Source organism: Chryseobacterium sp. JJR-5R (assembly GCF_034047335.1).
In the GTDB taxonomy this organism is placed as follows: Bacteria; Bacteroidota; Bacteroidia; order Flavobacteriales; family Weeksellaceae; genus Chryseobacterium.
Genome location: NZ_CP139137.1, coordinates 3,336,608 through 3,349,114 on the forward strand (window position 1 = coordinate 3,336,608; position 12,507 = coordinate 3,349,114).

Annotated in this window: 11 protein-coding genes; 2 read left to right on the top strand and 9 right to left on the bottom strand. The window is 39.5% G+C overall.

All coding sequences use genetic code 11. The annotated features are described in order from the left end of the window. Window positions 1-48: 48 nt before the first annotated feature. Together SD427_RS14610 and SD427_RS14615 are read left to right on the top strand one after the other, a co-directional pair. A complete protein-coding gene (locus SD427_RS14610) occupies window positions 49-972 on the top strand; it encodes an ATP-binding cassette domain-containing protein (protein WP_320558534.1) in 924 nt (307 codons plus the stop codon). Then, entirely contained in the window at window positions 969-2,279 is a 1,311-nt protein-coding gene (locus SD427_RS14615) for an ABC transporter permease (protein WP_320558535.1), read from the top strand. Before SD427_RS14610 ends, SD427_RS14615 begins: the two co-directional genes overlap by 4 nt. An 80-nt stretch (window positions 2,280-2,359) precedes the next feature. On the opposite strand, the gene SD427_RS14620 is transcribed toward SD427_RS14615, so the two are convergent. From SD427_RS14620 to lpxD, 9 genes are all read right to left on the bottom strand, one after another. Next, complete coding sequence (locus tag SD427_RS14620) at window positions 2,360-3,037, bottom strand: porin family protein (protein WP_320558536.1); 678 nt, start codon at window positions 3,035-3,037, stop codon at window positions 2,360-2,362. Between the two features lie 16 nt (window positions 3,038-3,053). Then, entirely contained in the window at window positions 3,054-3,926 is an 873-nt protein-coding gene (gene sucD, locus SD427_RS14625; protein WP_320558537.1) for a succinate--CoA ligase subunit alpha, read from the bottom strand. Window positions 3,927-4,335: 409 nt separating this feature from the next. Next, window positions 4,336-4,908: a hypothetical protein gene (locus SD427_RS14630; protein WP_320558538.1), complete on the bottom strand. Its 573-nt coding sequence runs from the start codon at window positions 4,906-4,908 to the stop codon at window positions 4,336-4,338. 68 nt (window positions 4,909-4,976) lie between these two features. Continuing rightward, entirely contained in the window at window positions 4,977-7,367 is a 2,391-nt protein-coding gene (locus tag SD427_RS14635) for a hypothetical protein (protein WP_320558539.1), read from the bottom strand. Between the two features lie 88 nt (window positions 7,368-7,455). Next, window positions 7,456-8,358: an LpxD N-terminal domain-containing protein gene (locus tag SD427_RS14640; RefSeq protein ID WP_320558540.1), complete on the bottom strand. Its 903-nt coding sequence runs from the start codon at window positions 8,356-8,358 to the stop codon at window positions 7,456-7,458. 128 nt (window positions 8,359-8,486) lie between these two features. Further along, window positions 8,487-9,053, bottom strand: a complete 567-nt coding sequence (gene efp / locus SD427_RS14645) for an elongation factor P (protein WP_320558541.1) — start codon at window positions 9,051-9,053, stop codon at window positions 8,487-8,489. A 202-nt stretch (window positions 9,054-9,255) separates the two neighbouring features. Next, the gene (gene lpxA, locus SD427_RS14650; protein ID WP_320558542.1) at window positions 9,256-10,050 is read right to left on the bottom strand and encodes an acyl-ACP--UDP-N-acetylglucosamine O-acyltransferase; all 795 of its coding nucleotides are present in this window, start codon (window positions 10,048-10,050) and stop codon (window positions 9,256-9,258) included. After that, window positions 10,051-11,448, bottom strand: coding sequence for a bifunctional UDP-3-O-[3-hydroxymyristoyl] N-acetylglucosamine deacetylase/3-hydroxyacyl-ACP dehydratase (locus SD427_RS14655; RefSeq protein WP_320558543.1), 1,398 nt, complete (start codon window positions 11,446-11,448; stop codon window positions 10,051-10,053). Beyond that, complete coding sequence (lpxD, locus tag SD427_RS14660) at window positions 11,441-12,472, bottom strand: UDP-3-O-(3-hydroxymyristoyl)glucosamine N-acyltransferase (protein ID WP_320558544.1); 1,032 nt, start codon at window positions 12,470-12,472, stop codon at window positions 11,441-11,443. The genes SD427_RS14655 and lpxD overlap by 8 nt, the downstream gene beginning before the upstream one ends. Window positions 12,473-12,507 lie beyond the last annotated feature (35 nt).

Consider the following 12,507-nt stretch of genomic DNA (forward strand, 5'->3'; position numbering starts at 1 on the left):
TCCGTAACTTTCGGCACTTTATCTTACTAATAAGAAAAAACAATCTCAATGCTAAAAGCCGAACATATCACAAAGACCTATAACGCAGGTAAAAAAATAGCTCTGGATGATTTCAGTATCCATGTGCCGAAAGCAAGCGTGTACGGCCTTTTGGGTCCTAACGGAGCCGGGAAGACTTCTTTTATCCGCATCATCAACCAGATTACCCAGGCAGATTCCGGTGAGATTACCATCAACGGGCAAAAGCTTAACCCCAACCACATCAAAGACATTGGCTATATGCCGGAAGAAAGAGGCCTGTATAAAAACATGACGGTGGGCGACCAGCTTCTTTATTTCGGTGAACTGAAAGGCATGAGTAAAAACGATGCCCTGACAGAGGCCAAAAAGTGGTTTGACAAGCTTCACATCGATCAGTGGTGGAAGAAAAAGCTGTCTGAGCTCTCAAAAGGGATGGCCCAGAAAATCCAGTTTGTGGTTACGGTTCTCCACAGGCCCCATCTCCTGATTCTTGATGAACCCTTTTCAGGTTTCGACCCTGTTAATGCCAATCTGATCAAAGACCAGATTATTGAACTTAAAAATAACGGCACTACCATTATTCTTTCAACGCACCGCATGGAAAGTGTGGAGGAAATGTGCGATTATGTTGCGCTGATCGACAATTCAAAAAAAATAATTGACGGCAGGGTTTTCGATGTACGGGAGAAATTCAAAAAAAATATTTTCGGGATTACCCTTTCGGAAATTGATGAAAATAATTTCGCTGATTTTAAAAACAAATATGAGCTTTTTAACCTGTCAACGGCTAACAACCTGGTTTCATTCGATGTTAAAAACAACACCAGCACCAATCAGAATCACATTATTTCAGATCTTATCCGGGTAGGGAAAGTACGGTCTTTTGATGAAAAAATCCCGAGTATGAACGAGGTATTTATTAATGCGGTAAGCAACAACTCTTCATTATGAATCATATTTTTTTAATTACAAAAAGGGAATTTCTTACGCAGGTAAAGAAAAAATCCTTTGTTATACTGACGCTTCTGGCTCCTGTTATGCTGATTGCTTTCGGAGCAGTGGTTGGACTGATGTTCAAAGCTAATGAATCCCACAGCATTATCGAGGTAGTGGATAAGAGCGGACTGTTTAAAAACCAGCTTAAATCCGATGACCGGCTGAACTATGTTTTTGTTTCTGCAGCTGATGAAAAATCCAAGATCAGTCATTTAAAAGGCAATGAATCCCTGGACGGGATCCTGATTCTGCCGGAACTGAAGGACCGTAATTTCACTGACCTGCAGCAAAATGCCAGACTCATCGTCAACAGTAAAATAGGGTTTGATACCAAAAAGAAAATTATTGCTGACATTAATGATGCCATTAAGAAAGAGAAGATCAAGCAGCTGGGCCTTGCCGAAAGACAGCTGAATGATCTTGATAAGGATTTCACTTTAAAAACGATCAACGTTTCTGAAAATAACAAGGAGGATTCTGATCTTGGCTTCGGCGTAAAAAGCGGCTTAAGCATCCTGCTCATGTATGTAACATTTATGTTTATTATTATTTATGGGGTCAGGGTCATGCGGAGCGTTCTGGAAGAAAAGAATAACCGTGTGGTGGAAATCATCATTTCTTCCGTAAAGCCTTTTGAACTGATGATGGGTAAAATCTTAGGGGTAACCCTGGTTGCACTGACCCAGTTCCTGGTCTGGATCACCATGTCCGTCATCGGCGCCCTGGTACTGAATACCGGTTTTTCATCGATCCAGAAAAATATTCCCGGCGGGAATGAAGAACTGGCGGATAAGCTTGATGTAGCCCAGATTGCCGCCCAGGTTTCCCACAGCTTACTGGAACTGAATTTCCCCCTGATTATTTTTGTATTCATCGTATTTTTTCTTCTGGGATATATCTTTTACAGCTCAATTTATGCCGCCATTGGTTCTGCGGTAGACAACGAAACCGAGACGCAGCAGTTTACTTTATTTGCCATCCTGCCCCTAATGCTGGGCATGTACGGAAGCTTTTCTTTAATGAATAACCCGGACGGGCCGCTGGGCTTCTGGCTGTCGATTATTCCGTTTACTTCTCCTGTAGCGATGATTGCGAGAATCCCGTTCGGAGTCCCTGCGTGGCAGATTGCCCTTTCGATCGGCCTGTTACTGGGAACCACGGTTTTCATGATTTTCGTGGCCGGAAAAATCTACCGTGTGGGGATTCTGATGTATGGAAATAAAGCTACGCTGAAAGAAATCTGGAAATGGATCAGAGGATAAAAATTTAAATCAACAGATCAACAAAAATCCCGGAACTTATAATTCCGGGATTTCTTTTATGTCTTGAAATGAATCAATCTTTAATTGAAGATATAGCTTAAAGTTACGCTGAGTACCTGTTCAGATTTGCTTTTTTCAGTAGCCTCTGATTTTGTCCAGGATTCCCTGAGATCAGGATAGGTGTCGGAAAGTCCGAAATTATAATTGATCCCCAGTTCCAGCTGTCTTTTGTAACTGTATCCTATCCCTAATCCTATTCCAAAGTTGAATGAACTGGCTTTACCGCTCACGCCCGGATAAGCCGGATTGGTTACATCAGGATCATAATAAGGCCTTGATGAAGGAGCATTCTTTGTTTTCTGACTGATCAGGAAATTAAACCTCGGACCTGCCATGGCAAAGAATTCAGACTCACTTTCTGAAAAATACCCCTTGAAGAAAACAGGAACGCTGAGATAGTCGTTTGCGTACACTGCATTGTATCCGTCTGCCGTTTTCGCATCTTTATCTTTGCCTGTTTCACCGGCTCCGTAATACATTACTTCAGGCTGTAAGAAAAACTGGTTTTCTTTGCCTATAGGAATCAGTGCAAGCACACCTCCCTGGAATGTGTATCTCGGGCCTGAGGGATTGTGGGCATTCTTCACCCTGGAATAGTTGCCTCCCGCTTTGATACCGAATCTGGTACTGCTGAAATCAATCTGTGCGAAAGAAATGGCAGACACGGCCAAAGCAGAGGCCAATAAAAATTTTTTCATGCTATTTATGTTTATATTATCCTAAAACTTTTGCTACGGTAGCACCGATATCAGCAGGAGAATCCACCACGTTGATTCCGTTTTCCCTCATGATCTCCATTTTAGCCTGCGCTGTATCTTCGTCACCGCCAACGATAGCACCTGCGTGCCCCATTGTTCTTCCTTTCGGAGCGGTCTGCCCTGCAATGAAACCGACTACCGGTTTTGTAGAACCGCTGGCTTTGTACCATCTTGCCGCTTCAGCTTCAAGGCCGCCACCGATTTCTCCGATCATGACCACGGCTTCCGTTTCAGGATCATTGATGAATAATTCCAGCGCTTCTTTTGTTGTGGTCCCGATGATCGGGTCTCCGCCGATACCGATTGCCGTAGAAACACCGAAACCGGCTTTTACTACCTGGTCAGCAGCTTCATAGGTAAGGGTTCCTGATTTTGAAACGATTCCTACTTTTCCTTTTTTGAAAACGAAACCTGGCATAATCCCAATTTTAGCTTCTTCAGAAGTAATGATTCCGGGACAGTTCGGGCCGATCAGCCTGCAGTCTCTGTCTGCAATATAAGATTTTACTTTTACCATGTCTGCTACCGGAATCCCTTCAGTAATACATACGATTACTTTAATCCCCGCTTCTGCAGCTTCCATAATCGCATCTGCCGCAAATGCAGGCGGTACGAAAATGATACTTACGTTGGCTCCGGCTTTTGTTACAGCATCAGCAACGGTATTGAACACAGGTTTGCCCAAGTGCTCGCTTCCTCCTTTTCCCGGAGTAACACCACCAACCACGTTGGTTCCGTATTCGATCATCTGGCCTGCGTGGAAAGTACCTTCGTTCCCTGTAAATCCTTGTACAATTACTTTAGAATCTTTGTTTACTAAAATTGACATTTTATTATAATTTTAATTTATTTATTACTTTTTATTAATGCTCACAAATTTACTTATTTTTCTTTGATTTTAAAGTTGAAAAGATAAAAAGATAAGATAAAGTATAAACTTGTTTAAACTTTTATTTTTTGAGAAGCAAAATAAAAAAAGCCACCTCATACAGGTTTATCCATGTGATTATTACAAAGAAAATATGATTGCCTGTCCTGAAGGATTTTATTCTATGGCTGCCGTTCAATTAGACACAGGGAAGATCCAGTTTTATTTTATTAATCTGAAAAGAAAAATTCAGATTCGTTTGATAGAGTTACTGTAATTCCATCTATTGAACTAACTATAGCTTCAATGGGAAATTTTTAAGGAAATTAGGGAATATTTTAAAGAAAATTATTTATATCAACATCTTTAACTAATATGTCAATACAAATTTGCCATTATCATCTATTTTATATTTATATATATTTTTATATTCAATACCATCACAGTAATAATAGTTATTTAATGTAATAATTTTATGTTTATCAATACAAAAATCTCTAAATCCACTACACTCACTACTAAATTTTGAAGCAATTATGAGATTATCTATATTTATTTGCCTATTATTAAAAGTCTGAATTTCTATTCTTGGTTGAATAATTTCTGAATTAAATAAGTATGCATAAAATACAGCATTAACTGTATTACTAACCTTTAATTTTTTAACAGCAAATGCATTTCCATTAAAGGGGTAATGCATAAAGTTCGCTTGTTTATCTGAAACAAAATCTTCTGTCTTCTTATGAAACTTACCATTCAAATTTAAATCATTAGTTTTTGCGATATTGTGACGAAACAAAAACGTATCTAAATTTGTCTCATAGTAATTGCTTTTAGGAAGTGTATCAATTTTCAAACAGAAAGGCTCCAGTACTTTCTTTGTATCTTCATCAATTTTTTCATCTTCAATGTTATTTCTGGATATAGGTATAGTTGATTTCATTACGTTATTTTTATTATCATAATTACATGATAATAAAATAAAAACGAGACTGATTATTAATTTTTTCATTATTCTTTAATTATCCTTACTATTGAATGATCAAAGCCTGTTAGATGTAAATGATGATAATGTCTGTAACCCTTTTTTCCATCTTTTCTCATATGCTTGGTGTGATTCAGCAAATAATTCTTATTTCCGCTATTATTAAAATATTCTGAATACATTTTTTCCAGTTTCCCCCAACCAAAATTGTAAAGAGCATTATTAAATTTATTTTGAGTTGAAATATCAAAATGAGCATCTTGTAAAATAGTAGCTTCTCCTTTTTTATTTTTTGATAAATATCTCAAATCCCCTTTTTCGCCGTTCCTATGAGAACTGCTTCCCCCTGTTGATTTGGCCTCAAAATTACTAAATCCATTAAATCCTAAGTAATTTATATTCATATCTGCCATTGCCCCTAATAATCCGGCATAACAATCCGGGTTTATGTAATATCTTTTACTATCAGTATTTAAAGTCAAAAATTTTATTTTCACTTCAGATGATTCATATCCATCAAATTCTCTAATATCAATTAATTCAATATAATCATTTCCTACAATATTACCTTTATTCATTTCTTTAGTTTTTTTAAAATGAAAGCTCCCTAATTCATGTTCTTTTCCATTTTTATGATAAACATATTTATATTTTTTCCTGTATTCTTCTTTAATCTTTTTTGGGATGTGCTTTTCAATTTTTCCTCCTGAATAAATGTGATAAGTAACAATATTTTTAGTACTAATAGATGTATTATTATCTTTATGATATCTTTGATATATAAAGAATCCCGTTTTCAGTAATTCATAGTTGCTTTTTCTTGCAGCCCAACCATTGGGCATATTCCCCTTTGCCTTATTTCTACCATTTAACAATACTGAAATTAATTCTAAATATTTATCAACATAAATAGCCAATTCATTTAACGATTTTCCAGAAGTTTCTGCTCCCCATTTATCAACAGCAGGAGATGGAGCTTCAGGCATTTTTTTATTCACACTCCATATCCATGCGCCACTGTCTATGCAATAATCAACATTATCAGCTATGATTGATGGATTTTTAACAATATCCTGATTACGTTTGTAATCCGCATAGTTTTTGTAAGGACCTGGATTATCATAAAATTTCTCTCCTTTTTTCTTGACACCAGTGAGTTGTAAAAGACCACGACCTTTGTATATGCTTTGACTTGATAAAAAATCGCTTTTTGTTTCCTCTGACAGTGTAAAAGTTCCAGTTTCCTCACAAGCTTGGGCAAGAAAATGCATTTTTTGTGCACAGGTATTTATATTATATTTTCTGAATGCAGAATTAATCCCTTTCGTAAGTGCAGCGAAAGATTTATCATTAATATGACAAGTTGCTCTTTTGCCTCCTTTTAAAGCCTGCCCTTCCCAGATGGTTTCGCTTCCTTTTAAAAGCTTTACAAATTGCCTGACATCTTTCTCTTCAAAATCTCTATTGCAGAAACATTTTTCTTTTTCCTGTTGATCAGAGGTTTGATTTTTCACTATCGTCACACTTCTCCCGCCCGGGTCCGGCTTTCTAACAGGCTGATCTTTTTTTATCGTACCCGATGTTTCCCACCAATCCCAGAGTTCTTTTGCTTTATCCGCTATCATATCACCAATGCCTCTTTCTTCTTTTTCCGACGGGAATTTAGAAGCTGCCGGAGAACCCTTAGCTTTCGGAATATTGGTAGGTTTTGCCGGGATTTCATGTTTTAAAGGAGGAAAAGGATTTTTCACCTCCACATTGTCTGTAGCATGCTTTTTATGTTTGTAATATTCTACGGTGACATAAAATTCAAGCTGTTTTATATCTGCTTCACCTTCCATCGCTTTTTTCATTAATGCTTTGGTGAGCATAAATTCTGCTGTTGCGAGTCCGTTTCTTTCGACATATGCCTGTTTAGAATCAATCAGAAGATTTCCGGAAGCATGGCCTTTCCCTTTTGCATCATCTTCCCAAAGCATAAAATTCAGCTTCATCCCACGCATATTGACACAGTGCGCTTTCGCCACAAGCTTTTCCGTAAAACTGAATACGTTGCCTTTCGTATTGTCTGAATAATGAAGATCTAGCTTACCGATTTTAGGAACCTCATTAGGCTGTGGATTAATATCAATGGTCATTGCGCCTTTTCCTTCCGGCTTATAAAGATACGCCTCCAGACGATAGGTGTGCTTTTGTGATACTTCCCCGAACGTAAAGCTTCCGTCCCCTTTTTTCTTCAGATTTGTTGTCGTAAATTGCCCGTTGGAACGTCTTTTAAACAGTTCCCAAGTAACAAGTGCAGGATTACGTTTTTCTTCGGGTGTTGCAGGATACCATTCTGCAATAGTGTATATTGTTTTTTCTCCTACTTTCGGAGAAGGATTTCCTGATATTTTTGAAATGCCTTTTCTGGACATAATTCATTCATTTGTGTTAAACCAAATGTATGAATTTATTCAATATCAAATATCAGAAAATCCCCTTTCAAACTGTGGTGAATATGGATTATTCTAGGTTTCTGAGTTTAACTTCCTTTTTCAGGTAGGTTTTAAAATCTTCTGCAAACATTCCGATATATGTGCCTTTTTCAAGATTCCTGTTGACTCCGGTTTTGCCCAAAAGCACGGTTCCGTCTGCAATTGTATTGCCCGAAGCTATACCGACCTGTCCCCATAAGGTAACTTCATTACCGATTACGCAGCATCCTGCAACGCCCACCTGGGAAGCAATCAGGCATTTTTTGCCGACAACGGTATCATGGCCGATCTGGATCTGGTTATCCAGCACGGAACCTTCACCGATTATCGTAGAATCCGTTACGCCCCTGTCGATGGTGCAGCCGTTCCCGATTTCAACATTATCTTCAATGACAACATTCCCTACGGAAATAAGGCGGTCAAAATTCCCGTTTAATTTTCTGTAATAAAAGGCATCGCCTCCTAAAACGGTATTGGACTGAATGATCACATTATCGCCGATCACTGTTCTGTCACCAATTACCACGTTGGGGAAAATAAGGGTGTTTTTCCCGATGGTTATATTGTTCCCGAGTACAGCAGAAGGATGAATTTTTGTTCCTTCCCCGATTTCTACGTCATGGAGCTCCTCTGTAAAGTTATATATTCTGGTAAAGTGCGTATTGATCCTGTTGAAATCCCTGAAAGGATCATCAGAAATCAACAGTGCTTTACCTTCCGGGCAATCCACTTCCTTATCGATCAGGATAATCGTTGCTGCAGAATATAAAGCTTTATCATAATACTTCGGATGGTTTACAAAAACGATGTCGCCGGGTTTTACCCTATGAATTTCATTGGTTCCCAATACTTCGAAGTTTTCGGGTCCAACGAATTTTGCACCGATAAGATCAGCAATGGTTTTCAGTTTTTGAGGCGCATGAAATTTCATAACAATTGAATTTTTTTAATATATATTGGGCTACCCCCAATTTTCATCAGCCATACTTTTCAGGCTGACTATAAAATAAAATTCGGAATGCGTGTGCAAACCGAATCGGTATAAATTTTATATGTAATTTATTCTTTCACTCTTTCCAAGTAAGAGCCGTCTTCGGTACTTACCTTGATCCTGTCTCCCGGCTCAATAAACAAAGGGACCATTACTCTCGCTCCTGTTTCAACAACAGCATTTTTAAGAGCGTTGGTGGCGGTATTTCCTTTTACACCCGGATCAGCTTCAATCACATCAAGATAAACGGACTGCGGAAGTTCTGCAGAAAGAGGCGTTTCATCAGCTTCTTTCATAATGATCGTTACTTCTTCACCTGCCTTCATCAACTGGGCATTTTCAATCATCTCCTTATTAAGGTAAAGCTGGGAAAAATCATCATTATTCATAAAGTGGAATCCGTTCTCATCATCATAAAGATACTGGAACTTTCTTGTGATCACTTTTACCTCATCAATTTTGTGACCTGCAGAAAAAGTATTGTCAAGAACTTTCCCATTGGTTACTGATTTTAGTTTTGTCCTTACGAAAGCAGGGCCTTTTCCCGGTTTTACATGAAGAAACTCGATTACTTTAAAAATGTCATTGCTGAATTCTATGCACAGACCTTTTCTTATATCGTTACTTGTTGCCATTACTATTGTATATGTATTTATTTATTATTTTTATTGTTTACCAAGACTTTCAGTATCATCGGACACATCAGGTTCTGATAAATTTCCTTTTTTACAGCCTGAAAACCATAATAAGATCCAACATCCTTTAATTGCTGATCCTGCGAAAACAGAAACCGGATATCATCAGAACAAAAAAGAAATAAACCTGTTTTTATCCGGATTAATTATTGTCTTTTCCCGTTCCGTACCCTTTTACGATTCCACGCGGTGAGTTCTGGATAAACTGAAGGATTTCATCTCTTTCAGCCGTCGGAAGCATTTCTTTTTCAATGTGCGAAATAGCCTGGGAAACGTTCATTTTCATCTGGAAAATAGCCCTGTAGATTTTCTGGATTTCAAAGATTTTCTCATTGGTAAACCCTCTTCTCCTAAGGCCTACCGAGTTGATCCCTGCATAAGACATCGGTTCCCTCGCTACTTTTACGTAAGGCGGGATATCTTTTCTCACCAGTGTACCGCCGGAAATCATCACATGCTTACCGATTTTACCGAACTGGTGAACAGCCGACAGGCCTCCCATCACGGTATAATCGCCTATTTCCACGTGTCCTGCAATACCGCAACCATTAACGATGATGACATGGTCACCGATAATACAGTCATGGGCAATATGGGTTGTTGCCATGATCAGGCAGTTTTTCCCGATTTTTGTAAAGCCCAGCGCTTTCGTTCCACGGTTTACGGTTACACACTCGCGTATGGTAGTTTCATCGTCTATGATTACCTGGGTATCCTCGCCGTCGAATTTCAGGTCCTGGGGAATTGCTGAAATAACGGTCCCGGGAAAAATCCTGCAGTTCCTGCCGATTCTTGCCCCATCCATAATGGTAACATTGGGACCGATCCATGTGCCTTCTCCGATTTCCACATCCCCTGCAATAGTTGTAAAAGGTTCTACGATTACATTTTTGCTGATTTTCGCACGTTTATCAACGGCTGCTAATTGATGAATCATTTAATCAACTTTATTTTTTGCAACTTGAGCCATGAGCTCTGCTTCCACTGCTATGCTGTCTCCCACATACCCATACCCCTGCATATGTACGATCCCTCTTCTGATAGGCTCGATCAGTTCAATTTTGAAAATAAGGGTATCTCCGGGAACCACTTTCCTCTTGAACTTCACTTTATCAATCTTAATAAAATAGGTAGAGTAGTTTTCAGGATCCGGAACGCTTGCCAACACGAGAATCCCTCCTGTCTGGGCCAGTGCTTCCACCTGCAGAACGCCCGGCATGACCGGTTCTTTCGGAAAATGCCCAACGAAGAAAGGTTCATTCATTGTTACGTTCTTAAGGCCTACCACGTGGGAGTCTGAAAGCTCAAGGATTTTATCAATCAGCAGAAACGGCGGCCTATGAGGCATCAGCTTCATAATTCCGTTGATATCGAAAACCGGCTCTTTTGTTAAATCAAAATCAGGGACGTTTTTCTTTTTTTGAATTTTCCACTGGCGGTTCAGTTTTTTTGCAAACTGGGTATTTACGTAATGGCCCGGTTTATTGGCAATGACTTTGCCTTTTATTTTTACTCCTGCCAAGGCTAGATCACCAATGACATCCAGCAGTTTATGCCTTGCCGCTTCATTGGGGTAATTTAAATTCAGGTTATCAAGAATTCCGTTCGGCCTGATGGACACCTCGTCTTTCCCGAATGCTTTTTTAAGCTTTTCCGTAGTTTCCGGCGTCAGATCTTTATCCACATAGACAATTGCATTGGAAATATCTCCGCCTTTGATCAGTCCGTGGTCCAACAGCATTTCCAGTTCGTGTAGGAAACTGAAGGTTCTTGCAGAGGAAATTTCGTCTTTAAACTCGGAAATATGTTTAAGGGTAGCATTCTGGGTTCCCAAAACTTTGGTCCCGAAATCTACCATGGTAGTTACTTCGTATGTATCAGAAGGGATAATTGTAATTTCGGATCCTGTAGCAGGATCGCTGTAGGTAAGAACTTCCTTGATCACCAGGTATTCCCTGGCAATATTCTGTTCTGCCACGCCCACGCTTTCGATGGCTTCCACGAAATATTTTGAAGACCCGTCCAAGATCGGAGGCTCGGAAGCATCCATTTCCAAAACGGCATTGTCGATATCGCAACCTACCAGTGCAGCCAAAAGATGTTCGCAGGTGGTAATCCTGACGCCTAATTTCTCTAATGTGGTCCCTCTCTCTGTAGCGGTAACATAGTTGACATCAGCTTCAACCTGGGGATGCCCCTCAAGGTCTGTTCTTACGAATACAAAGCCTGTATTTTCTTTGGCGGGTTTTATGGTCAGCTTTACTTCTCTACCAGTATGAAGTCCGATTCCGGAAAGTGTCACTTCCTGCTGAAGTGTTTTTTGCATATCACTCATTAGTTTTATCTTTTGAGTTATTCTCAAGATTATTTATTCTGTTAACAATTTCAGTGAAATTTCTGAAATGGACGTAGTTTCGAAGATAGTCGTTATAACTGATTGCCGGTGAACCATACAGTGTATCCTTATCATTAACGCTGGAATTCACGCCGCTCTGGGCCTGGATTTTCACCTGGTTCCCGATTTTGATATGGCCTACAATCCCCACCTGGCCGCCGATCTGGTTCCAGTCGCCGATGGTGGTTGATCCCGCAATGCCGGCCTGGGCCGCAATAACATTGTTTTTACCGATTTTTACATTGTGTGCAATCTGGATCAGGTTATCAATTTTGGTTCCTTCGCCGATAACGGTAGAGCCTATGGTTGCCCTGTCTATACTGCAGTTGGAACCGATTTCAACATGGTCCTCAATAATTACGTTGCCCAGCTGAGGAATCTTTTTGAATCCTTCCGGAGTAGGCTGGAAACCGAACCCGTCTCCGCCGATAACGGTATTGGCATGAATAACGCAGTGATCGCCAATGATACAATAATCATAAATTCTCGCACCGCTGTCGATTTTGCAGTTTTTACCGATCTTTACCCCTTTGCCGATGTATACCTGCGGATAAATCTGGGAACCTTCGCCTATTTTTGCTTTTTCCGAAACATAGGTAAATGCCCCGATGTATACCTTATCACCGATGACCGCAGTCTCGTGTATAGAAGAGCCGGCTTCAACACCTTCTTTTTTGCCCTGCATTTCCTGATAGAGATTCATCAGGACCTGAAAAGAAAGATAGGCGTCTTTTACCGCAATTACCGTGGGATTGTAATGGTCTTTGGTTAAAAGGTTCTCTGAAACAATGATAACGGAACATCTTGAGCTGTCCAGATACTGTATAAACCGGTCCTGGGCTATAAAAGAAAGATGTCCTGTTTCCCCGCTTTCAATAGGTGAAACTCCTGTAATAAGCGCATTTCCGTCACCTATTATTTTTCCGTCAATAAAACTTGCAATTTGCGAAGCTGTAAATTCCATATTCTGCAAAGATAAGAAATTCTGTAATTCACAAA

Bases quoted from the DNA above. Each gene is read 5' to 3' on its own strand.
- SD427_RS14610 (WP_320558534.1), top strand. From the start codon at position 49: ATGCTAAAAGCCGAACATATCACAAAGACCTATAACGCAGGTAAAAAA.
- SD427_RS14615 (WP_320558535.1), top strand. From the start codon at position 969: ATGAATCATATTTTTTTAATTACAAAAAGGGAATTTCTTACGCAGGTA.
- SD427_RS14620 (WP_320558536.1), bottom strand. From the start codon at position 3,037: ATGAAAAAATTTTTATTGGCCTCTGCTTTGGCCGTGTCTGCCATTTCT.
- sucD (WP_320558537.1), bottom strand. From the start codon at position 3,926: ATGTCAATTTTAGTAAACAAAGATTCTAAAGTAATTGTACAAGGATTT.
- SD427_RS14630 (WP_320558538.1), bottom strand. From the start codon at position 4,908: ATGAAATCAACTATACCTATATCCAGAAATAACATTGAAGATGAAAAA.
- SD427_RS14635 (WP_320558539.1), bottom strand. From the start codon at position 7,367: ATGTCCAGAAAAGGCATTTCAAAAATATCAGGAAATCCTTCTCCGAAA.
- SD427_RS14640 (WP_320558540.1), bottom strand. From the start codon at position 8,358: ATGAAATTTCATGCGCCTCAAAAACTGAAAACCATTGCTGATCTTATC.
- efp (WP_320558541.1), bottom strand. From the start codon at position 9,053: ATGGCAACAAGTAACGATATAAGAAAAGGTCTGTGCATAGAATTCAGC.
- lpxA (WP_320558542.1), bottom strand. From the start codon at position 10,050: ATGATTCATCAATTAGCAGCCGTTGATAAACGTGCGAAAATCAGCAAA.
- SD427_RS14655 (WP_320558543.1), bottom strand. From the start codon at position 11,448: ATGAGTGATATGCAAAAAACACTTCAGCAGGAAGTGACACTTTCCGGA.
- lpxD (WP_320558544.1), bottom strand. From the start codon at position 12,472: ATGGAATTTACAGCTTCGCAAATTGCAAGTTTTATTGACGGAAAAATA.